General features: G+C 39.8%; 30 protein-coding genes and 1 pseudogene. 16 read left to right on the top strand and 15 right to left on the bottom strand.

Annotation, left to right across the window (positions count from 1 at the left end; all coding sequences use genetic code 11):
• Position 1: 1 nt before the first annotated feature.
• From H3V01_RS02685 to H3V01_RS02755, 15 genes and pseudogenes are all read right to left on the bottom strand, one after another.
• Positions 2-232, bottom strand: a pseudogene (locus H3V01_RS02685) (DNA methyltransferase); the annotation flags it as partial.
• A gap of 106 nt (positions 233-338) precedes the next feature.
• A complete protein-coding gene (locus H3V01_RS02690; protein WP_198185914.1) occupies positions 339-743 on the bottom strand; it encodes a DNA methyltransferase in 405 nt (134 codons plus the stop codon).
• Between the two features lie 78 nt (positions 744-821).
• Positions 822-1,124 carry a hypothetical protein gene (locus H3V01_RS02695; protein ID WP_198185915.1) on the bottom strand — a complete coding sequence of 101 codons (303 nt, stop codon included), beginning with the start codon at positions 1,122-1,124 and terminating at the stop codon, positions 822-824.
• 39 nt (positions 1,125-1,163) lie between these two features.
• Positions 1,164-1,823, bottom strand: coding sequence for a hypothetical protein (locus tag H3V01_RS02700; RefSeq protein WP_198185916.1), 660 nt, complete (start codon positions 1,821-1,823; stop codon positions 1,164-1,166).
• A 54-nt stretch (positions 1,824-1,877) separates the two neighbouring features.
• Positions 1,878-2,144, bottom strand: a complete 267-nt coding sequence (locus tag H3V01_RS02705) for a hypothetical protein (protein ID WP_198185917.1) — start codon at positions 2,142-2,144, stop codon at positions 1,878-1,880.
• An 11-nt stretch (positions 2,145-2,155) separates the two neighbouring features.
• On the bottom strand, positions 2,156-2,623 hold the full coding sequence (locus tag H3V01_RS02710; RefSeq protein ID WP_198185918.1) for a single-stranded DNA-binding protein: 468 nt from the start codon (positions 2,621-2,623) through the stop codon (positions 2,156-2,158).
• A 12-nt stretch (positions 2,624-2,635) separates the two neighbouring features.
• Entirely contained in the window at positions 2,636-3,283 is a 648-nt protein-coding gene (locus tag H3V01_RS02715; protein ID WP_198185919.1) for a translocation protein TolB precursor, read from the bottom strand.
• 1 nt (position 3,284) lies between these two features.
• Complete coding sequence (locus H3V01_RS02720) at positions 3,285-4,169, bottom strand: recombinase RecT (protein ID WP_198185920.1); 885 nt, start codon at positions 4,167-4,169, stop codon at positions 3,285-3,287.
• A 199-nt stretch (positions 4,170-4,368) separates the two neighbouring features.
• Positions 4,369-4,599: a hypothetical protein gene (locus H3V01_RS02725; RefSeq protein WP_198185921.1), complete on the bottom strand. Its 231-nt coding sequence runs from the start codon at positions 4,597-4,599 to the stop codon at positions 4,369-4,371.
• A 37-nt stretch (positions 4,600-4,636) separates the two neighbouring features.
• Positions 4,637-4,954 (bottom strand): hypothetical protein, encoded by a 318-nt coding sequence (locus tag H3V01_RS02730; RefSeq protein WP_198185922.1) that lies wholly within the window; start codon positions 4,952-4,954, stop codon positions 4,637-4,639.
• Positions 4,955-5,136: 182 nt separating this feature from the next.
• Positions 5,137-5,394 (bottom strand): hypothetical protein, encoded by a 258-nt coding sequence (locus H3V01_RS02735; protein WP_198185923.1) that lies wholly within the window; start codon positions 5,392-5,394, stop codon positions 5,137-5,139.
• 64 nt (positions 5,395-5,458) lie between these two features.
• The gene (locus H3V01_RS02740; RefSeq protein WP_198185924.1) at positions 5,459-6,253 is read right to left on the bottom strand and encodes a hypothetical protein; all 795 of its coding nucleotides are present in this window, start codon (positions 6,251-6,253) and stop codon (positions 5,459-5,461) included.
• A 45-nt stretch (positions 6,254-6,298) separates the two neighbouring features.
• Positions 6,299-6,649, bottom strand: coding sequence for a hypothetical protein (locus tag H3V01_RS02745; RefSeq protein WP_198185925.1), 351 nt, complete (start codon positions 6,647-6,649; stop codon positions 6,299-6,301).
• A gap of 131 nt (positions 6,650-6,780) precedes the next feature.
• A complete protein-coding gene (locus H3V01_RS02750; RefSeq protein ID WP_198185926.1) occupies positions 6,781-7,002 on the bottom strand; it encodes a hypothetical protein in 222 nt (73 codons plus the stop codon).
• A 656-nt stretch (positions 7,003-7,658) separates the two neighbouring features.
• Positions 7,659-8,378, bottom strand: a complete 720-nt coding sequence (locus H3V01_RS02755; RefSeq protein ID WP_198185927.1) for a S24 family peptidase — start codon at positions 8,376-8,378, stop codon at positions 7,659-7,661.
• Positions 8,379-8,509: 131 nt separating this feature from the next.
• Here H3V01_RS02755 and H3V01_RS02760 point away from each other — a divergent pair, with 131 nt between their 5' ends.
• The 16 genes from H3V01_RS02760 to H3V01_RS02835 all read left to right on the top strand — a co-directional run bounded on the left by H3V01_RS02760 (position 8,510) and on the right by H3V01_RS02835 (position 19,873).
• Positions 8,510-8,728, top strand: a complete 219-nt coding sequence (locus H3V01_RS02760; protein WP_198185928.1) for a transcriptional regulator — start codon at positions 8,510-8,512, stop codon at positions 8,726-8,728.
• A gap of 17 nt (positions 8,729-8,745) precedes the next feature.
• Complete coding sequence (locus H3V01_RS02765; RefSeq protein WP_198185929.1) at positions 8,746-8,964, top strand: helix-turn-helix domain-containing protein; 219 nt, start codon at positions 8,746-8,748, stop codon at positions 8,962-8,964.
• 85 nt (positions 8,965-9,049) lie between these two features.
• The gene (locus H3V01_RS02770) at positions 9,050-9,946 is read left to right on the top strand and encodes a hypothetical protein (protein ID WP_198185930.1); all 897 of its coding nucleotides are present in this window, start codon (positions 9,050-9,052) and stop codon (positions 9,944-9,946) included.
• A complete protein-coding gene (locus tag H3V01_RS02775) occupies positions 9,937-10,752 on the top strand; it encodes an ATP-binding protein (protein ID WP_198185931.1) in 816 nt (271 codons plus the stop codon). Before H3V01_RS02770 ends, H3V01_RS02775 begins: the two co-directional genes overlap by 10 nt.
• Positions 10,745-11,008: a hypothetical protein gene (locus H3V01_RS02780; RefSeq protein ID WP_198185932.1), complete on the top strand. Its 264-nt coding sequence runs from the start codon at positions 10,745-10,747 to the stop codon at positions 11,006-11,008. The genes H3V01_RS02775 and H3V01_RS02780 overlap by 8 nt, the downstream gene beginning before the upstream one ends.
• A complete protein-coding gene (locus H3V01_RS02785; RefSeq protein WP_198185933.1) occupies positions 11,001-11,324 on the top strand; it encodes a hypothetical protein in 324 nt (107 codons plus the stop codon). Before H3V01_RS02780 ends, H3V01_RS02785 begins: the two co-directional genes overlap by 8 nt.
• Positions 11,254-11,601 carry a DUF1064 domain-containing protein gene (locus H3V01_RS02790; RefSeq protein ID WP_198185934.1) on the top strand — a complete coding sequence of 116 codons (348 nt, stop codon included), beginning with the start codon at positions 11,254-11,256 and terminating at the stop codon, positions 11,599-11,601. The genes H3V01_RS02785 and H3V01_RS02790 overlap by 71 nt, the downstream gene beginning before the upstream one ends.
• Positions 11,602-11,603: 2 nt before the next feature.
• On the top strand, positions 11,604-12,203 hold the full coding sequence (locus H3V01_RS02795) for a DUF1367 family protein (protein ID WP_198185935.1): 600 nt from the start codon (positions 11,604-11,606) through the stop codon (positions 12,201-12,203).
• 2 nt (positions 12,204-12,205) lie between these two features.
• A complete protein-coding gene (locus H3V01_RS02800) occupies positions 12,206-12,499 on the top strand; it encodes a DUF1364 domain-containing protein (RefSeq protein WP_198185936.1) in 294 nt (97 codons plus the stop codon).
• A gap of 10 nt (positions 12,500-12,509) precedes the next feature.
• On the top strand, positions 12,510-13,034 hold the full coding sequence (locus H3V01_RS02805) for a hypothetical protein (protein ID WP_025331427.1): 525 nt from the start codon (positions 12,510-12,512) through the stop codon (positions 13,032-13,034).
• A 235-nt stretch (positions 13,035-13,269) separates the two neighbouring features.
• Positions 13,270-14,682: a DNA methyltransferase gene (locus H3V01_RS02810; protein ID WP_198185937.1), complete on the top strand. Its 1,413-nt coding sequence runs from the start codon at positions 13,270-13,272 to the stop codon at positions 14,680-14,682.
• A gap of 16 nt (positions 14,683-14,698) precedes the next feature.
• The gene (locus H3V01_RS02815; protein WP_198185938.1) at positions 14,699-15,130 is read left to right on the top strand and encodes a terminase; all 432 of its coding nucleotides are present in this window, start codon (positions 14,699-14,701) and stop codon (positions 15,128-15,130) included.
• A complete protein-coding gene (locus H3V01_RS02820; RefSeq protein WP_198185939.1) occupies positions 15,123-16,466 on the top strand; it encodes a PBSX family phage terminase large subunit in 1,344 nt (447 codons plus the stop codon). Before H3V01_RS02815 ends, H3V01_RS02820 begins: the two co-directional genes overlap by 8 nt.
• A complete protein-coding gene (locus H3V01_RS02825) occupies positions 16,463-18,004 on the top strand; it encodes a DUF1073 domain-containing protein (RefSeq protein ID WP_198185940.1) in 1,542 nt (513 codons plus the stop codon). The genes H3V01_RS02820 and H3V01_RS02825 overlap by 4 nt, the downstream gene beginning before the upstream one ends.
• Positions 17,955-18,758 carry a phage head morphogenesis protein gene (locus H3V01_RS02830; RefSeq protein ID WP_198185941.1) on the top strand — a complete coding sequence of 268 codons (804 nt, stop codon included), beginning with the start codon at positions 17,955-17,957 and terminating at the stop codon, positions 18,756-18,758. The genes H3V01_RS02825 and H3V01_RS02830 overlap by 50 nt, the downstream gene beginning before the upstream one ends.
• On the top strand, positions 18,755-19,873 hold the full coding sequence (locus tag H3V01_RS02835; protein WP_198185942.1) for a DUF2213 domain-containing protein: 1,119 nt from the start codon (positions 18,755-18,757) through the stop codon (positions 19,871-19,873). The genes H3V01_RS02830 and H3V01_RS02835 overlap by 4 nt, the downstream gene beginning before the upstream one ends.

Genomic DNA, 19,873 nt, shown 5'->3' on the forward strand with positions numbered 1-19,873 from the left:
TTTAAACTAATTCAAAATTACATATGCTATTAAGCCATTTCTCAGCAGTTTTAAAAAAATGGTGATCCTGTTCAATTCCAACAAAATCCCTATCTAGCATCAAAGCAGCAGCACCTGTACTTCCTGATCCCATAGCAAAATCCAAGACAGTATCACCGGGATTGGAGAAGGTTTTGATTAAATACTGTAATAGCTCTATAGGCTTTTGTGTTGGGTGTAGTGCATTGGTTTGTTTGTCACTTGAAAAAACTAAGACACTGCGCGGATACCTTTCTGTGGAATCATATTTGACAGCCTTTTCGGCTTTTCCGTAAAGATTGCTATTTGCTGAATTTCTACTACATGTTTTTTCTTATATGTCCGCTTGTTTTTTGCGGATTGTATGTAGGCTGTTTCCTATAAAACACAGAAATAAATTCATGTGCACGCAATGGTTGTCTGTTTGCATTAAGAAACCCTGTTACATAAGTTTTTACCCACACCCAATCGTACCGATAGTAATCTTCATTACTAAGCCTTAAACGACTTGAAAAAGGTTCAATTCCAAAAATTAAGATAGCTGCTGAGACTTTTGCTACTCTATGCAACTCTTTCCACAAACGTTCAAATGGGATCACCTTATCCCATTCGCACTTAGTAACGCCGTAGGGTGGATCGGCAATGATTAAATCAATACTGGCATCTGGCAGGTGCTGTAACTCATTTAGACAGTCGCCGTTAAATAATCTCATAGGTTGTCCCATAATAGAAAAGCCACCGTTTGGTGGCTTTAGCTTGTGTTGTGGTTTAATACGAAACAGAGTCAGCTAATTGCTGATTAATTATCTGACGTACTCTCTGTAAGTAATAGTTTTAAGTTCTCTTTTGGTTACGTCGATAAACTCTTGCGGCTGCATATAGAAAATATCTTTTTGGTCTGGGACGGACGACTGTAGCCAACGTATTTCAAACTGTCTCTGCTGTATTTTGACAGTGCTTTCAATAAGCATGAAAGTATCAACATCCTGTAACTTGTCGTCTTCAATCGTAAATTTCTTTACTAGAGTAAAAAGCTCTGCTGTTGTTAATAGTTTATTATTATCAATTTTATAAAGAAGCTGATTTTCAAGATCCTTTTTGCTCAAAATACTCTCCTTAAAATTAAAGCCCACTGTTTAGTGGGCTTAACTTGTAAATTCGGGTACTACCGGGTTAATTAATTGCCTCATTGCTGTAGTTGCCAGTTTAGCTCCTTCCGCAGTAGAAAATAAAAGCCCAGCTTTTAGCAAACGGTTGCATATCTCTATATCTTTATAAATAATGAATGTCCAACCTTCTTCCGCCAGAACATCGGCCACAAATACGATAGTCCCATTTGGTGGTGTTTTAGTAAGAGGTTTAAAACGCTTTCTTGCTGCCTCTCTCCTTAGAATTTGTATTATGCTCTTAGTGGCTTTAGCTGCTCCATCTGCGGTTGTAAATAAAATATGATTTTTAAATGCTTGTTTAGTCGTATTCCAACTTGAATCATATTCAAAGAAGCTCGCAAAACCCTCATAGAAAAGGTCACTAACCCAGACGTATTCTCCATCTTGCGGTTCCTCTGTTATAAAATTAAATTTCTCTTTGTTTGAATAAAGATAATTAATAATTAACATTTGAGTCTGTTGTACTTCTCTTATTTCAGAAAATACAACATTCAGAGATGCGTCTCGGAGATTTTCTGGGGAGTTAAGCCATATAATTTCATCGTAACCAAGTTTATTGGTTAAATCTAAACGATAATAGGCTTGACCAACAGGGTAAGATGACCGTAAACATATATATTCAAGTTCAGTATCCATTTTAATTCTCTAATAAAAAACCAGCTAAGTGCTGGTTTATGGGTTATAAATATTTTAATTATCATCAATTCTAGATGCTGAGAATACCGGTTCATATTCTTTGTTAACGCTAAAAGTAGCAATCTCCTGACCATCCTTAATAATGGTTATCCTAATAGGCCAATTATCTTCCCATCCATAATATTCATCGTAATAATCCTCAGCTATCAACTCCGCAAGCAAATCCAGTTCAATCTGAACATTACAATCATATTCCCGAATAGACTCAAATTCATACAGTTCATCACTTTCATCATCTACAAAATATTTATAAGTAGCCATAATCATCTCTCCTAGAATGGAATGGAATCATCAATATCATCTATTGGTGGGGTTGTTGGTGTTTGTTGAGGTGGTTGCCGGCGTGGTGCTGCTGGCGGTGGGTTCGATGTAGGTGGTGCAGCGTTATTATTGCCAGAATCAGAACCATCATTACGATTGCCCAGCATTTTCATTTCATTGCCGATAATATTGTATGCCATGCGTTCGATACCATCTTTATCGGTATATTTACGGCTCTGAATTTTGCCCTCAATAAACACTTGGCTACCTTTTCTCAGGTACTGGTTAGCTATTTCTCCCAGTTTGCCGTACAGGGATACGTTATGCCACTCTGGACGTGTCTGGCGTTCTCCATTACGGTCGCGCCACTGTTCATCAGTAGCTAGAGAAAAATTCGTTATAGCGTCGCCATTGGGCATATATCGTGTTTCAGGGTCACGCCCAAGGCGACCAACTAGAATTACTTTATTAACTGACATAATGAAATCCTTTTACGCGACCTGTTTTAGCAGCAAGTCATAATATTCCTGGCAAATTTCTACTTTTTCTTTAATCTTTTCGATTATTTTTTCATCTCTTGTTACCGTAACCGTTGTTAACCTCTTAGCGATAGGAATATCTTCAACCGCATCAATCAACATGGTCGGATTATCGTAAGTGCCCAGCAGATTTTCAGGGCAGGGGAATAGCCAAAAATCTATATCAGCTTTATCACAATCAAATAACCACATATAACCCTGCATCTGATAGATATATCCTGCTTTTTCTGCCTTTTTTTGTGCCTCTTCAGGAAAAAACGGGTGAGTGCCTATGTCCCAAGAACATTTTGTATCAATAATTAAACGTTCTTTAGGGTCATAAATATCACATTCACCTGTGATCCAGTCATTTTCTAAGCGCGTCTCATTTTTCGTATATTTTTTACAGCGATGCAGCCCGCTTGCCTGAATTGCCGTGTTTTCAAGTACCTTTCCCTTTTCCGTTTCCTTACTGCCTTGGAATTTAGTAAAGTCGAATAAAGATTCTTTGGCTAAATTCATTAAACAGGATTTGGCCGTATCTGAAAGCGGACTGCTTTTAGTTCTGCTATCGCCAATGATCTGGCTAATCATTGAGCACCGTATTTTTAAATTTCCCATATTAAAGCTCCTCAATAATTGCCCGTTGTTCAGGTGTAAATTCATATTTACCGTTTAGGACATCAGCTTTTTCAATCTCTCCGGTCGTGATGTTATCAATGATTTTTTTCATTAATTCATCATCTACCGGCATCGACAGGTCAAGGACGCCAGTTTGATTGTCCAGATAGTCAAAGTTTTCTTCAGTTACATTTTCAATTACAGACTGATCAGTTAAAACAGCTTTTTGCATTTCAATAGACAAGGGTGCTTGTCTTGATAACAGTAATTTGGTTACTGTTTTTAAAGCCATTTGCTCGTAATTATCAGCCCATACACCAGAGTTTTTTCTGTATGACTGGCTGTAACGTTTGGCATGCTTGTCAATTTGTTCTCTTGACATATACAGCTCAGCAGTAAAGCCGTTTATCAATTTAAAATATGCATAAAACCCGATTGGCTGTTCTTTCTCGTCCGGATCAATAGCCCAGTTAAATTTAAATCCATTGATTAGATCTTTTTCTATTAGCTGATCCTTATAAACAGGAAGCGACACCAGCCGTTCAAATTGCCCAGAACGCTGCGCAAGCTGAATAAATCCCTTGTAACCCAATTGGAACTGGGCTTCAACGTGCCCTGTTTTAGAGTTCTTATAAGGTACCAAGTACGCAAAACCGAGATTATTGTTAATTGGCAAGTTAAGCGTTGCAGCCATGCATGCCGCATTGAAAATTGACATGGGTTCGGCATTAAGCAGCATTGGATTACTGTTAACAATCTGCATGATTGATGTTGCAAAGCTTGCAGAGTTTTTATCTACCAGCTCTTGTATTTTTTTCTGTGTAGCAGGCAGTTGCAGAAATGCCTTGATATTAATTGCTTTTTGTACGGCAGGACTATTACTCATTATTAATTCTCCAATAAAAAACCAGCTATTTAGCTGGCTGGGGATCGTTCGTTTAAAAATTTAATTACTTGCTTGTGTTATGGCCGCTTACGGCGGCTAGTCGGCACGTACTACTGGAAAGGCAGGCCAGTCACGTGCTGCACGCTGTTACTTCCGCCACCGGCGTGCTGGGCGGTGTTATAACCGAATAAGCCTATAATCATTTAAGCTCTGCATCACCTTTCATGCGCTCGCTATCACTTATACGCGCATATGCATCAGCTAACCGTTTTACTTCCAGATCTGCCTGGTATTCTTTCTGCTGCATTTGTCTGGCCGTATAATTGTGCTGCATTTCTAATTGCTCCTTATCAGACAAAGCAGGGGATACTGAAAGAGAAGCAGACATTAAAAAAACTGCAATAAATGCAGTTATAGAATTTTTAATCATGTACAACTCCCTCGTTGTTGCTGTTGCATGGTTTAATTTATTGAGTAGGGATACCTTTAAATCGGAAGTATTTCATTTTTGGTTTGTCTGTTTTTTCATTGATAATGACTTGGCCTTTTTCGTTTTTCACTCTGTCTAATTTAGCAATGTATAAACACCTGACCTCTGGGTACGATTTTGCTAAGTCAATAAACTCTAAGCACTGTTTTTCAGATGAATAATCTGTAGAAATCTGATACGCTCCTGTATCTTTCTTAAACGCCCGCATTGCAGTTTCATCTGATATTTCATATTTGCAACCTCTGCGCTTTCTGGCTCTTTCTTTTTGTAATGATTTTCCATATACAGCAAACATATATCACCTCTATAGCTAATAAAAAAGCCAGCTAATAGCTGGCATGTCTACTAATCCACACAAGCACACTTGTTTAAATGCGCTTGGATTGATTAGCTTAGGCTCGAAATTAAAACCCACTGTACAGTGGTTATATTCAAATTTAATAATTAATAAGTTAATCCTCACAACGTACAAAAGATTCAACAGGTTCCGTTTCTTTTTTTAACTCTACGGGGTTGTTGGTATTCAATGTCCTCAGCGTTATTCGGTACACAACTGGTTACCTCATAATATAGATCTTCATCTACCTCTAAGATGGCGGAAATAGTAGTATCCCAATGCCCAGTATCAATAATATCGCTTTGAACTTCTTTGAACTCCTGCAACATAAGTTCAGTTTCTTCTTGTGTTAAATCTTCTTTATTAGCTAATTTACTCAGAATTTCTTGTTTAATCACTTCAACTCCTTTCTTATTTCAGGTTGTAAACCTCAATTAAAAAACCAGCTATTTTTAGCTGGCTTTATTTATGTTCATCAGGACTTTTATAAGAAATCTTTCCTTTAACTATGCCACCATTAATATTTTCAATGGTGAAAGTGTTAACGTCTCCCCTAATCAATCCGCCATCGTTGATAATTTCATCGGCATCAACATCTCCACGTATCTGACCACCATTGATATTTTTAATTTTGATAGTGTTAACGTTTCCTTTTATTATTCCGCCATCGTTGATAATTTCATCAGCATCAACATCGCCAGTGATAAAACCGCCTTTAAAATTAATAACCTTAGCTTTAGTAATTCCTAAAATCTCAGCAATACCGCTTAGGTTAATATTATCAGCTATAACACAACCGTGAATGCCAGCACAATAACTCATGATAATAGAGTTAGCTTTAGTATCTGAATGAATCCATGCATATCCACTAATATCAATCTCATCAGCATTTACACAGCCTTTACCTGAGCAGACTTTCCCATATTTGTTGACTGTTAATTTCTCGTCTACCTTAAGATTTCCTTTGATGTAAATAACCTCTTGAGTAGAAACATCGCCTTTAATATGTACATCATTGGGGTAGAAAAGATTACCTATTAAATTATTAAGCTCTAAAGGTGGATAAATGGGAGGCAAGCGATATACTAACCACCTTGCAAAACTCTTATAATCTAACTCTTCACATCGCTTTAGTACTTCTAAAGCTTCTCCGCCATTAGGGAAATACTGTTCAAAAGCTTGAAGCTCAGCTTTACAAGCTTTCATTTCTTTAAGCCATTTCTCGGTAACTATGAACTCTTCTTCTTTAGCTTCCATTTTTATTCCCCAATAAAAAAGCCAGCGTTTTGGCTGGCTTTTGATTTAATTAGCATGCGTGAAAATATAATCATTTACTATTTTTTTTGCTCCCGATGACAGATTGCTTATTAGTTCTCCTACTGTCATCTCTTTATTGCAGCCCGATCCAATTGCCTTAACTATTTCATTTGTAATCTTGTCCGCTTCATTAGAATATTTTGTACGATACAATTCACCATAAGCTTCCGCTGCAATATCTATCAGATTATCGTCTTCAAGCTCTTCCAGTATTTCTTGTTTCTTTTCTTCGGTTGCGTCACTTGCTCTTTGCGAATCTTCTTCATACTGCATCATTTTCAAGTATCCAACAGGTTCTGGGTTGGTGGTATTTTCATTACTGTAAACTTGTAACATTTTTCTTACTCCTTTGATTTTTATAAGCTCAAAAACTAAAACGCACTCAATTTACTAATTGAATGCGCTGCGATTTTTGGGCTTTACTGGATTGCTTAGTGTGATTTTGTATTATTGATACTGGTATTGTCTTAACCTGTAATTGTGATATTTACGGGTTCCCATTCTTCACGATTGTTACAAGATAACTCAGTAAAGTAAGCTTTACCTTGTTCTATTGCATAATCCGGACCACAATCAATAACTATTCCATGTTGTTCAGAAAAGAAAATAACAACAACTCCAGTTAGGCGGCCTTTGCGACCAACCGGATATTTAATTTGTTCCTTAGGCCACTCAGTAACTTCCAACATAACTAACTCCTTTCAAATATATCTAAGTGATAGCAGGGTTTAAATTGACTGCTACGAGTTTAAAAACTAAAGCGCACTTACCATTGATAAATGCGCTACGATTTTTAAACTGAATTCAACTGCTCAAATAAAACTAATTGATAACTGTTATATCTGGGAATTTGTCATCCAGATATAAACTACAAAATTAATATTTTTAATATTTTAAATCTATGTCCTTTCATAAAGTTCTTTGGATTTTTAGACTTTTCTGTCTGTAAGCCCTACATGAGCTTACCAATTTTGTTCTGGCTGCCCGCTAGGGCTTAACGGCTTGCCAGCAAGCTTTCAAACTTGCCTCGAGCTTTTATATTCCGCTGCCCTGAGCCGATGCGGTGAAGTTGTTTAACTTCGATAGGCTTATATTATCTAACAGATAATAAAAAGGCAACAAAAAGTACTAAACAAAAGATAACAATATTGTTATCTTATTGTATCTAAAAAGTATTTAATTTTATTTCTAAATATTTTTTTTGTTACTTATAGACAACAAAAAAGCCACAACATAAGTCGTGGCTTTTTATTGATGCTTTAGCTTAAAAAAACTGTAACTTTTATAAAGAATCCCGAATTAATAGCAGGTTTTATTATAATTTATTCTTAAATAGACCTATACATTAAGCTAAAACAGTCCACCAAAATACTCTACCAATTATCTTAATTTCATCCTGATTTACTTCTTCATCACTATATTCTGCAGAGTTGAAGCTTTGTATCAATAACTTATTTCCCGGACGTCTTTTTAGAATTGTTATACGAAGTAAGCCGTCATGATTAATCGCATATATTTTGCCATCTCTAATATCTTTATCTGCTGTATTGATACCTATAGTTGTATCATCAGGAATAACAGGATACATACTATTTCCGTTAGCTTTGACGCATACAACCGATTCTGGATTAACACCATGCCTTTCAAGCATAGAGCGCGCAAAACGTAGCCTATACCCATTGTAATCTTCGATATTTTCTGCAAAACCATTATCGGCAGAGAAACAAATTTCTTTATAAAACGGTACTTCCACTTCATCTTCCCTTAAAGGTGTTGAATGATCCCAAAGTTCTAGAGTGCCTAGATATACAGCATTTGATTTTGAATTTTTTTGGTGCTCTTGATCCATCCAGCCTTTAGGTTTATTCATGGCTTCTTCTAATTTTGAAGCCATATTAGAACCGATATTTTTTGCTTTGCCATTTTGGACAGGTGTGCGATTAATGATTTGATATAAGTAGCTAGGCTGCTTATATCCTGCTTTTTTAGCTAGTTGCGTTACACCTCCAGCTTCTTTGACTAATAGGTTTAAATTTTCAAGTCTTGTTTCAGATGTAATTTTCATAACTCTATTCATATTATCATTTAGATAATAATTTACCCTAAATAGTTTCCAAAATACAATTGCAAAAAGATAATATAATAGATAAAATAAAATTATCTATTAGGAAATATATTTAAACAAAAGGTAATTTAATGGATTTAAAATCTTATCTAGACTCTCGTCCAAGAGGTGAAGCTAAGCGTTTGGCAATGGGGGTTAATGACTACCCATCTAATATTTCTCTTTGGAAATCTGGGAAAAAATCAATTCCAGTTTCTAAATGCTTATTACTTGAAAGCCTCACTAATGGAGAAGTTAGTCGAAAAGAATTAAGGCCAAAAGATTATAGGAAATATTGGCCTGAGCTTTGAAATAAACGAGATAAATAATGAAAATTAATTACTCCCAATCAGAACAAATCCTGAAATACCTACAGGCGGGTAACGCTTTAACGCCCTTAGAAGCCATGCGCAAATTTAATTGCCTGAGACTGGGTGCGCGTATCTACGATTTACGACAGAAAGGCTATGTCATCAATTCATTAATCATAAAAGATGACATATCAGGGAAACGATACGCGCGTTATTCACTGGTTAGCTTAAGTTAGAGGTGAAATATGAGTGTTAAATCAACGGCAAATAAGACAATTCAGATTTTGAATAATCAAGATACAGAAGCAGCAGAGGTAAATTATGGCTGTAATTAGATCAAAGCGTGAGGATAAATTTACGGTGGTTGGTAATATAATTTTTCAGCCAGGCAATTTATCTTTTGACGCTAGAGGATTATTGTGCACTTTACTTTCAAAGCCGGATGACTGGTCGGTAATTGTTAAAGCGTTGGAAAATGAAACTAAAGGCTGCCGGAAACATTCAAAAGCAGATGCTTTGTACGCAATGCTGAAAGAGTTAAAAGAGGCTGGCTATGTAGTCATGAAACGCAGATCGACTGGTGAGGTTGATTATTTTGTTTACGATACTCCGCAGATTGCAAACAACGAGACAGCCAATATTGGTTTAGTCGAAAACCCAAATCGGGAAAATCCCGAAGAGGCAAAAAGCCCAACAGGTGAAATCCTTGATGGGGAAAATCCCAAACGGGGAAAATCCCAAACAGGGGAAATCCCCGACGGGGAAAATCCCTGTGTATTAATAAATACTAATACTTCTAACAAAGAAAAGAATAATAATAATAAAAATATAAATAAACCCGAAAAAACCGAAACAGCCAAAAAAGCCAAAAAAGCCATAAATCAGAAAAATTGGAATGAAGGCATGAAGCTACTCTTGGCTGAAGGCATAGATGAACAGATTGCCAGTGATTTTATTGCTATACGCAAAGCAAAAAATGCGCCTCTCACTCAAACGGCGTTAGATGGAATCAAACGAGAAGCGAATAAGGCTAAGTTGACGCTTGAGAATGCTTTACGAATATGCATAGAAAGAAACTGGCAAGGGTTTTCTGCTTCGTGGTTATTCGAAAGCCATAATCAAACTCAATCAACTAAGCCAAGCGTTAAAAACGACCCTAAGCCTAGCGTTAAAGAAATTCCGGAGCATACGGAGGGAGGAGTACAGGCATGGCTGTAGGTTTAACACAAGTAAGCAAAATGATGGCTAATTTCCCGCAGTTTGTTGAGACTGGGAAAAATACAGCCCTATGCAGCATTCATGGCGAATATATACAAACAACATACAAGAACGGCAGGATAACTAAGTGCCCTGATTGCGAACGTGAAAACGAAGAACAGCGAATTGCAGATGAAAATACTAAGCTAAAGGAAGAAGCGGAAAAACGTAAAAGCAGGCGGATTGATGAGCTTCTAGGCAATTCCGGTATTCCAAAACGTTTTCAAGGAAAAACGTTCGATAATTATCAATTGAGCAAAGATAACGCTAAGCAAGAAGAGGTATTCAACCGTGTTGTTGCCTTTTCTGAGGAATTTAAACCATCTCAGGAGCATTCTGGACGCTGCATCGTAATGATTGGAGATACAGGCACCGGAAAATCTCATCTTGCCTGTGCGGTGGCTTCACATGTCATTAAAAAATATTGCGGTACAGCAAGATTTACCAGTGTTTCAGAAATCAACAGACTGGTCAGAGAATCGAAAGGCTATAACGCCAAATATTCAGAAACGGAAGTTATCGAAGCCTTTGGAAATTATGACCTGCTGATAGTTGACGAGGTAGGCATTCAATCCGGCTCAGACGCAGAAAGCCGTGCGTTGTTTGATGTTTTTAATGCCCGTTATCAGAACATGAAATCAACCATTGTTATCAGTAACCTTAATCAGGCACAGGTCAGAGAAGCACTTGGTCAGCGAATCTTTGACCGGTTGAAAGAAGGTGGCGGAGAAGTGCTTGTTTTTCACTGGGGATCACATCGTGGCTGAAAATACCTGTATAGCTTGCCGATACTGGACGCTAAGAGAAAAAAATAATAAAGGCGAATATGTCCCCCACGAAATGGCGGCACTCGGATATGGCTATTGTGCTCATGATGAAAAATGGCGTTATTTCCCCGGTTGCAGAGAATGTGCAAACAATAAATTTGAACCTATAGCCGAAGATCTGAGAATAAAGCGCGAAGAGTGGTGGGAAGCCCGAAATAATAAGCCGCGTGAATATGTCAGGAGGCAGCATGGATAAGCAGCCGGATGATTATGTTGAATCCCCTTATGAACAATATCACGCAATTCAGGCATTGCAGGACGCTACTGAAGCTATAGGCGATTCCAGAGATCTGGATAAGGCAGTTAGGCTGGAAATGGGCTATTTCAGGAGTAGAGGTTTTCAAGAAGTCTGCGCTCTAGCAGAAATCTATATAAGCCCGGATGACATTGAAGCAAAGCTGCGTAGCTTACGAAACTGGAAAAATAAATACTGGAGAAAAGATGTCAAAAAATTTTTACGCACTGGGAAGATTACCGACCGGACAAAAAAACAAAACAGAACAGGCATATGAGATGGAAGTATTAAAGCCGGCCATGCAGGACGGATCAGTAAGCTGGTACCGGTTTGAAGGCGTAAAACTCAGGCTGGCAGATAACACCTTTTACACACCGGATTATTGCGTGATGCGCAGTGACGGCACTATGGAAATGCATGAAGTAAAAGGCTTCTGGCAGGATGATGCAAGGGTAAAAATCAAAGTAGCCGCTGATATGTACCCGCTTAAATTTATTGCGGTAAAACGCCGGGCCAAGAAGAACGGCGGAGGCTGGAGCATTGAGGAATTTTAATCATGGAATTAGTAGCAGTTAAGGCAGTTGATAACAGCTTGCGACCAGTTACAGCAATTGATGCCGATAGTCTCAAAGGATTTAAAGTGGGCCAACCGGTAAAGATACAAGTAACAAGACAAAAAGACCGGAGCCTGTCTCATCACCGTTTATTCTTTGGTGGCTTACTGCCTTTTGCTTTTGATTGCTGGCAACCGGCAGGCGGAGTTATCAGCCCTAAAGAGCGGGATGTTGTACTGTGGATAGCTAAGAGGCTGGATAAGTTCGCCGGTAATAAAGGCATTATTGTTAAAGCCGCAGAGGAAGCACTTAACTTACTGGCTAAAAAGCGCGCCGAAAAACTACCCGTTATAGACAAAGACATTAATTCATTTCGTCGCTGGCTAACTATTGAAGCCGGATATTTTAATATTTGCGTAACACCGGCTGGCGTAGTGAAAGAGCCTAAATCAATCAGTTTTGCCAGGATGGATCAGGACGAGTTTAACGCCTTCTATAAAGCCTGCTTCACTGTTTGCTGGAACATGATTTTATGCAACCGCTTCTCCAGTGAAGATGAGGCACAGCAGGCTATTGATCAGCTTTTATCTTTAGGGAATTAATCATGAGCAAAATCACCCGATCAGCACGAGGACAGCAATGTCAGGTACGCATGCCCGGTATTTGTAACGGCAATCCTGAAACAGTGGTTTTCGCTCACTACAGGCTGGCAGGCAGTTGCGGTACCGGAATTAAACCCAGTGATCTATTAGGCGCATACGCATGCAGTGCCTGCCATGATGAGGCAGATAGAAGAACAACAATACTGGATGTAGAAACCGCTCATCTGTACCACGCAGAGGGCGTACTAAGGACGCAACTGCTACTAAATAGACAGCATTTGATACAAATAGCTTAGGAGCTGAATAATGTATGAATCAATAGATCACATGCTGTGTGAAGTGTTTTTCATAAAAAATACGCTAATCATGGGTAAAAGTAATTCTGCGCGCATTGAGGAATGGATTAAATCCAGAGGCGTAGTCGACAGAAGTAAATCAGGGCTAAGCCAGCATGATATGCATGCAAACAGTTCTATGCTATTAACCCGTGTAGAACGTATTTTAAATGATATTGAATGGACGCTGATTAATGCAGAATACGGCTATAACCTGTCTGGTATTATTGATTTAACAAACTACGTATTAGCCAGAGATTCATATATTCAGCCGTTAGAGTGTGATACCTTGCTGGAATACCTTTTTACCAAGAATAAAACCTATATACAGCTTCAGGATAAATTCGACTGGGGTGCACAGAGGCTGAACAGGAAGTTATCCCATGTTAAAACCATCATTAACAAGCTGCATTGTGACTGTATAGATAAGCTGGAGGTCGGAATGGGTGATATTTTAGTTAAATTAGGTAAAAATTTGGAATATTCAAGCTTTTAGCATTGAAAAAGCGGGAGTGAAAATTTATAATTATGCTATGTTTCGGATAAGACGTTAGATAAAGATATATAAACCTTATTCGCGCGATTCAGTATATATTAACCAGCCAAAAGGCTGGTTTTTTTGTTAAGTAGCAAATTACTTATATTACATATGATATTTATTTATAGCGGGTTGGCTAATAGCTAATCCGCTTTTTTGTTGGTGTTTTATTTTCAGGGTTAAGCAGTAGTTTATGACAGGCAGTAAAAATTTAGTTGTAGTGTATCAGGATGTAAAACAAATTAACGCGTATGTGAATAATAGTAGGACGCATACGCCTGAGCAGATCAATCAGGTAGCTAATTCAATCAAGGAATTTGGTTTCACTAATCCGATTCTGATTGATGAGCAGCACAACGTTATAGCAGGGCATGCGCGGCTTGAGGCTGCGATAAGTCTAAGCATGAATGAGGTGCCCTGTATTATTCTGCATGGGCTTACAGAATTGCAAAAGAGGGCATATCTGATTGCAGATAACCAACTGGCTTTAAATGCCGGGTGGGATTTAGATATTTTGCGCGCTGAAATTGAAGCGTTAGAACTCAATGAGTTTGATATTGATTTACTGGGATTTGACGAAGAATTTATTAAACAGTTTAACGAAGATATACAGGAAAAGTTAAACGAAGTAGGCGAAAAAACAAGCATGTCAGATAAGTTTCTGATACCTCCTTTTTCTGTGTTTAATGCACGCGAGGCATGGTGGCAGGAACGTAAAAAAAAATGGTTAGATTACGGCATTGAATCAGAGGTAGGACGTTCTGATAATTTAATTTTTTCTTCTTCGGCAAAACCTCCTCAAGTATACGAAATCAAAAGATCATATGAAATAAAAATAGGGCGCAAGGTCACGTGGGATGAATTTTTATTAAAACACCCGGAATTAAATACACTAAACGGTACAAGTGTTTTCGACCCTGTTTTATGTGAAATAGCATATCGATGGTTTAGCCCTAAGGGTGGGGTGATACTTGACCCGTTCGCCGGCGGCAGCGTCAGGGGCATCGTTGCAGCATTATTAAATCGTCAGTACATCGGCTGCGACCTGAGACAAGAGCAAGTTACTGCCAATCAAGAACAGTGGAAAGAATTAAATCAAGATTCAGAATACCCGCCAGTATGGGTATGTGGTGATAGCAAAGACATAGCAGAGCATGCACAGAGTATTGAGGCAGATCTTGTTTTTACTTGTCCGCCATATGCAGATTTAGAAGTATACAGTGATGATCCTAGAGACCTTTCAACAATGAAATATCAGGATTTTATAGGTGTCTATAAAGAGATAATTTCAAAATCAACCTCTTTGTTAAAAGAGAATAGATTTGCTTGTATTGTTGTGGGTGAGGTCAGGGATAAAAAGGGCAATTATTATAATTTTGTCGGAGATACGATAAGAGCATTTATAGATGCAGGCTTGAAATACTATAACGAAGCGATACTGGTTACTCAGGCCGGCTCATTACCTGTAAGAGCAGGTAAGCCGTTCGAGAAAAGCCGCAAATTAGGTAAAACACATCAGAACGTGCTCATATTTGTTAAAGGTGACGCGAGAATAGCAACTACCGCATGCGGTGAGGTTGATATAACTATGATGACTGAAGAGTAAATAGAGAAGGCATAACATGGCAAGACCAACAGACTACAGGCAAGAGTATGCCGAACAGGCACATAAACTGTGTCTGTTGGGTTTTACTGATAAGCAGCTAGCCGTTTTTTTTGATGTAAACGAAAGCACGATTAATAGATGGAAGCAGAAATATCCTGAATTTTGCAAGTCCATAAAAAGCGGCAAGGTTATCGCAGATGCACAGGTGTCAGAATCGCTGTTTAAAAGAGCTACGGGCATCGAAGTAACGGAAGTAGAGGTGCGCGATGATGGCAAGAAAAAGGTTAAGCGTGTAACTAAAAAACACATCCCGCCTGATCCTACCGCCCAGATATTCTGGTTAAAGAACAGACAGCCTGAACTATGGCGTGAAAAGTCTACTGTTACAAATGAAGTAATGATTGAGACTAGTCCAATAAGTAAAGTTTTTGAGCAGGCAGATGATTAGTAAACACTTTGCCAAATTTGCCAGACCAGCACGTTACAAGGTTGCTTATGGTGGTCGCGGATCAGGTAAGTCGTGGATGTTTGCAGAGCTGGCAATTGAAATAGCCAGACGTACAAAAACGACTATCCCGTGTGTACGTGAATTACAGCTATCAATTGCTGATTCAGTACACAAGCTACTCTCAAACACTATTTCCCGCCTTGGCTATGATGATGAATTTGAAGTACAGAAATCAACCATTATCCATAGAGGCACAGGTACAAACTTTATCTTTTTCGGGATTAAGAATGACCCGGGAAAGATTAAGTCACTTGAGGGTGCCGGCGTATGCTGGATAGAAGAGGCGGAAAGTATCACTCAGGAGATGTGGGATACGCTGATCCCTACAATCCGTACGCCGGGCAGTGAGATATGGGTTTCTTACAATCCGAAAAATATGCTGGACGATACACACCAGCGGTTTGTAATCCGCCCTCCGGATAATGCAATTGTTATTAAAGCCAACTATTACGATAACCCGAACTTCCCCGAAGTGCTGCGAATAGAAATGGGAGCATGCAAGGAACGGGATTATGAGCTGTACCGGCATATCTGGCTTGGTGAGCCGGTTGCAGACAGTGAGCTGGCTATTATTAAACCAGCATGGATTGAGGCGGCAATAAATGCGCATACCCGTCTGGATTTAACCGCAGCAGGCAAACGCATTTTAGGGTTTGATGTGGCAGACGAGGGCGAGGACGCTAACGCAACTGTCGGCCGGCATGGCTCGATTGTGTTCTGTATGGATGAATGGCGCGGGCAGGATGTCATCTATTCCGCTGATAAAGTCTATCAGGACGCAATGGAAGCCAATATTGATAAGGTTATATTCGATAGTATTGGTGTCGGTGCTGGTGTCAAGGCTCAGTTTGCGCGTAAAAAAGGCCGCATTCAGACCGTAGGATTTAATGCCGGCGGCAAGGTTTATAAGCCTGAATCGCCGTATATGCCGGCTAAAAAGAACAAAGATATGTTTGCCAATATCAAAGCGCAGGCATGGTGGCATGTGCGCGACCGGTTTTACAAGACGTGGCGTGCAGTTGAGAAAGGCGATAACTACCCTGCGGATGAGCTGATCAGTCTGGACGGAAGTATCAGGGATATTGAATATCTCAAGGCTGAATTAAGCCGGCCGCAGGTAGCGTATGACGATAACGGGCGGGTACGGGTAGAAAGTAAAAAGGATATGAAAAAGCGCGGCATTCCGTCACCTAACCGTGCTGATGCCTTAATCATGGCTTTTGCTCCGGTATCCGCTGGTTTAAATATCAATCCTAATGTTCTGAGTGGTTTATGATGAAATTTTGGCAAAGCAAAAAGAAGCGAGAAATTGCAGCAATTGAAGAGGCTAACCGGCTTAAAAAAGAAGAGTTAGCTCTTAAAGCACAACGCAATAAACTAGATGAGCAAGTATTTGTTTTAATTAATGAAATGGAGGCAAAGAAAAGTTATCAATCAGCCTGCGATTTGCCGGAGATCCCCGCTGGTGTCATTCCTGCTGGTAAACAGCCAGCAATTGCGCAAGATAGTATTGTTGATCTGAATAATTATGCAGCTAGTGCTCCTCATTTTTATAAAGGATTCATTGGATACCCTGCGTTAGCGAACATGTCACAATCAACTGATTATCGTTGCGTGTATGAGACTACAGCACAAGAAATGACACGTGCTTGGGGTGAAGTTAAAGTCGCTAATGGAGGTAATGAAGACTATAAGGACAAAATTAAGGCGATTGAGGGTCGTTTAAAAGAACTCAATATTCGCGAATTAATGCGCAAGCATATTGAGAATGAAATGATTTTTGGTCGTTCGCAAATATTTATCGATATTAGACAGCATAAACATTTGGATATCCCCTTACTGATTAATGATAAATCATTGGGTAAGGGATGTTTAAAGGGATTTACTCTAATTGAGCCAATCTGGACAACACCTAGTTTTTACAATGCCAACGATGCCACTGCACCTGATTTTTTTAAGCCATTGCGCTGGTTTGTTTTAGGCAAGGAAATTCATGATGACAGGCTGTTAACGTTAATCATGCGCCCTGTACCCGATATGTTTAAACCTGTTTATAACTTTGGTGGCATTTCCATGTTGCAGCTTATGCAGCCGTATGTTGAACGCTGGCAACGTACTGTAGACAGTGTATCTGATCTAATTCACTCGTTTTCGATCACAGGTATAAAAACTGACATGCAGAATGTCATTTCTGATGGTGGCGAAGGTACAGCACAATTATTGCTGCGTAGTAAGTTATTTTCATTACTGCGCAGCAATCAAAACTTGATGATGCTTGATAAGGATGGTGAGGAATTTTTCCAATTTAATACGCCTCTGTCCACCTTGGATAATTTGTTACAAAAGTCACAAGAGCAAATGGCTGCGCCAAGTCGTACACCACTAGTGAAGTTACTGGGTGTTACGCCTAGCGGTCTTAATGCCAGCAGTGATGGAGAAATACAGGTCTATCATGAGTATATAGCCAGTATGCAAGAGGCACATTTACGTCCACAGATTGAGGTAATTTTAAATCTGATCCAATTAGATCTATTTGGAAAAATCGACGATCAAATCATTTTCGAATTTAATCCACTCGAACAAATGAACGATGAGCAGCTAGCAACGATTGAAAAATCCAAAGCTGAACGGGATGTGTCTTTAATTTCCGCAGGCGTGTTAGCGCAAGAAGAGGTGCGCACACGGTTAGCAAAAGATGAGAGTGGAGACTACTCAGGTATTGATGTGGAAGACGTACCGGAACAGCCGCAGTGGGATTTTAATTATGGCAATAATCAGGAAGAAGCCGGCGACACTGCCGGCACTATGGCCTAATGCCGGTATAGAAAACAGCTACCGCAAAGCACTTGTTAAACTGCTTAATCAGATTTCCGATGAAGTGAATCAGGTGCTGGTGACAGAATTTCGCAAACGTGCCGCTCAGGGAAAAGCTCAGATGGCTATGGACGGCATAGTCGACTGGGTTGCCCACGTGGTTGATTATCTGGCGTCTAAATGGTCAGGCAATCTGGACAGGCTGGCGCCGGAAATTGCTGAGGCATTTGTCAGTAAAACCGTAACTAACTACGAAAGCCTGTTAAAAACACAAATGCGCAAAGCTGGCTTTACTGTTCGTTTTCAGATAACACCATATCAGCGTGAAGCGTTACAAGCGACAATTGAAAATAATGTCGGGGAGATTAAATCCATTGCTTCACAGTATCTGGAGCGGGTACAGAAGCAGGTATGGCAGTGTGTTACCAGCGGTTATGACCTTTCAGGACTGGCGACAGAACTTGAAAAAAATTACGACATCAGTAAACGCCGTGCTGAACTGATTGCAAGAGATCAGGGAGCAAAGGCGCATGCGGTCATTGAATGCGCCAAGCGGCAGGAGCTGGGTATCACCAAGGCAATCTGGTTGCATTCACACCGCAGCAAAAAGCCACGGCAATCACATTTACAGGCAAACGGTAAAGTATTTGAGGTGAGCAAAGGAATGTATCTGGACGGTGAATGGGTACAGCCGGGCATGCTGATTAATTGCCGCTGCGGCAGTAAAAGCATTATAGACGGGATAGGACAATGACCGAAAAAACTCTGGCCATGGATAAATCCATGCGTTCTTATGATGGTAACGGACATTTACTGGTTGAACGAACAATTATCAGTAAGGCTGCCGTTAATCCGTATTTCGGGCGGGAAATACCGGATTACGAAAGGCTGCAACTGCAACCGGACAAAATCTATTACCTGCTACGCGACAAGGGAGAGCTTGAAAAAGCTCTCCTTTCTTTTAACGGGGTGCAATTGCTGCTCAGGCATACGCCAGTCAGCGCAGAAGAGCCACATAACGATATTACGGTTGGAACAGTAATTAACCCGCAGCTAGAGGGTAACGATGTTTATGCCAGCTTGCGTATTTTTGACAAAGAAGCCATTGCACTGATTGAAAACGAAAAGCTTAACGAACTGTCTGCCGGATATGCCTACACCGCAGATATGACTTCGGGCGAATTTGAGGGACAGAAATATGACGGAATTATGAGGAATATCCACGGCAATCATGTAGCTATGGTTGAACGCGGACGAATAGGAAGAGATGCAGTTATTGCAGATGGTTTACCAATCGGACTTATGGAGAATTCAATGAAGCTGAAACAAGGTGCAATTGAGGCTGTAGCAGAAGTGTTAAAGCCTCTTATAGGCATGGATGGCGATATTACGCCGGATGTTGTCGAGGGAGTGATTAAAACGGTTGCAGACAATATGCTGGTACCCGCTGCCAGTAACACAGAAGAGCCGGCGAAAGAAGCGGAAGACGAAGATAAAACAGAAAAAACCGCTGAAGATGAGGAATCTGATAACAAGGAAGAAAAGGCAGAAGACGAAGAGCCGGACGATACAGAAAAATCCAAGCCGGCGATGGATGCTGATTCAATCCGTGCGGCAGCGGTAAAGGATGTTACTGCGCTGTTTGAAGCACGCGAACAGGTCAAGCCGCTGGTTGGTGTAGTGGCTATGGACAGTGCCGAGGCGGTTTATGAATATGCCTTACAGCAAAAAGGCATAAATATTAATGGCGTGCACCCTAGCGCATACAAGGCAATGGTTGGAATGCTGATTACGGAGACACCCAGACCCACTGTGGCGACGGATAGCATGTTGGCACCTGCGGATAAGCTTACAGAACGTTTTAAATAA

Source organism: Snodgrassella sp. M0351 (assembly GCF_016100575.1).
In the GTDB taxonomy this organism is placed as follows: domain Bacteria; phylum Pseudomonadota; class Gammaproteobacteria; order Burkholderiales; family Neisseriaceae; genus Snodgrassella; species Snodgrassella alvi.

Excerpts from the sequence above, each read along its gene's own strand:
- H3V01_RS02690 (WP_198185914.1), bottom strand. The coding sequence starts at position 743 with ATGGGACAACCTATGAGATTATTTAACGGCGACTGTCTAAATGAGTTA.
- H3V01_RS02720 (WP_198185920.1), bottom strand. The coding sequence starts at position 4,169 with ATGAGTAATAGTCCTGCCGTACAAAAAGCAATTAATATCAAGGCATTT.
- H3V01_RS02725 (WP_198185921.1), bottom strand. The coding sequence starts at position 4,599 with ATGATTAAAAATTCTATAACTGCATTTATTGCAGTTTTTTTAATGTCT.
- H3V01_RS02740 (WP_198185924.1), bottom strand. The coding sequence starts at position 6,253 with ATGGAAGCTAAAGAAGAAGAGTTCATAGTTACCGAGAAATGGCTTAAA.
- H3V01_RS02810 (WP_198185937.1), top strand. The coding sequence starts at position 13,270 with ATGACAGGCAGTAAAAATTTAGTTGTAGTGTATCAGGATGTAAAACAA.
- H3V01_RS02835 (WP_198185942.1), top strand. The coding sequence starts at position 18,755 with ATGACCGAAAAAACTCTGGCCATGGATAAATCCATGCGTTCTTATGAT.
- H3V01_RS02700 (WP_198185916.1), bottom strand. The coding sequence starts at position 1,823 with ATGGATACTGAACTTGAATATATATGTTTACGGTCATCTTACCCTGTT.
- H3V01_RS02755 (WP_198185927.1), bottom strand. The coding sequence starts at position 8,378 with ATGAAAATTACATCTGAAACAAGACTTGAAAATTTAAACCTATTAGTC.
- H3V01_RS02770 (WP_198185930.1), top strand. The coding sequence starts at position 9,050 with ATGGCTGTAATTAGATCAAAGCGTGAGGATAAATTTACGGTGGTTGGT.
- H3V01_RS02710 (WP_198185918.1), bottom strand. The coding sequence starts at position 2,623 with ATGTCAGTTAATAAAGTAATTCTAGTTGGTCGCCTTGGGCGTGACCCT.
- H3V01_RS02745 (WP_198185925.1), bottom strand. The coding sequence starts at position 6,649 with ATGTTACAAGTTTACAGTAATGAAAATACCACCAACCCAGAACCTGTT.
- H3V01_RS02815 (WP_198185938.1), top strand. The coding sequence starts at position 14,699 with ATGGCAAGACCAACAGACTACAGGCAAGAGTATGCCGAACAGGCACAT.
- H3V01_RS02790 (WP_198185934.1), top strand. The coding sequence starts at position 11,254 with ATGTCAAAAAATTTTTACGCACTGGGAAGATTACCGACCGGACAAAAA.
- H3V01_RS02705 (WP_198185917.1), bottom strand. The coding sequence starts at position 2,144 with ATGGCTACTTATAAATATTTTGTAGATGATGAAAGTGATGAACTGTAT.
- H3V01_RS02830 (WP_198185941.1), top strand. The coding sequence starts at position 17,955 with ATGGCAATAATCAGGAAGAAGCCGGCGACACTGCCGGCACTATGGCCT.
- H3V01_RS02730 (WP_198185922.1), bottom strand. The coding sequence starts at position 4,954 with ATGTTTGCTGTATATGGAAAATCATTACAAAAAGAAAGAGCCAGAAAG.
- H3V01_RS02805 (WP_025331427.1), top strand. The coding sequence starts at position 12,510 with ATGTATGAATCAATAGATCACATGCTGTGTGAAGTGTTTTTCATAAAA.
- H3V01_RS02750 (WP_198185926.1), bottom strand. The coding sequence starts at position 7,002 with ATGTTGGAAGTTACTGAGTGGCCTAAGGAACAAATTAAATATCCGGTT.
- H3V01_RS02765 (WP_198185929.1), top strand. The coding sequence starts at position 8,746 with ATGAAAATTAATTACTCCCAATCAGAACAAATCCTGAAATACCTACAG.
- H3V01_RS02760 (WP_198185928.1), top strand. The coding sequence starts at position 8,510 with ATGGATTTAAAATCTTATCTAGACTCTCGTCCAAGAGGTGAAGCTAAG.
- H3V01_RS02800 (WP_198185936.1), top strand. The coding sequence starts at position 12,206 with ATGAGCAAAATCACCCGATCAGCACGAGGACAGCAATGTCAGGTACGC.
- H3V01_RS02775 (WP_198185931.1), top strand. The coding sequence starts at position 9,937 with ATGGCTGTAGGTTTAACACAAGTAAGCAAAATGATGGCTAATTTCCCG.
- H3V01_RS02715 (WP_198185919.1), bottom strand. The coding sequence starts at position 3,283 with ATGGGAAATTTAAAAATACGGTGCTCAATGATTAGCCAGATCATTGGC.
- H3V01_RS02820 (WP_198185939.1), top strand. The coding sequence starts at position 15,123 with ATGATTAGTAAACACTTTGCCAAATTTGCCAGACCAGCACGTTACAAG.
- H3V01_RS02795 (WP_198185935.1), top strand. The coding sequence starts at position 11,604 with ATGGAATTAGTAGCAGTTAAGGCAGTTGATAACAGCTTGCGACCAGTT.
- H3V01_RS02825 (WP_198185940.1), top strand. The coding sequence starts at position 16,463 with ATGATGAAATTTTGGCAAAGCAAAAAGAAGCGAGAAATTGCAGCAATT.
- H3V01_RS02785 (WP_198185933.1), top strand. The coding sequence starts at position 11,001 with ATGGATAAGCAGCCGGATGATTATGTTGAATCCCCTTATGAACAATAT.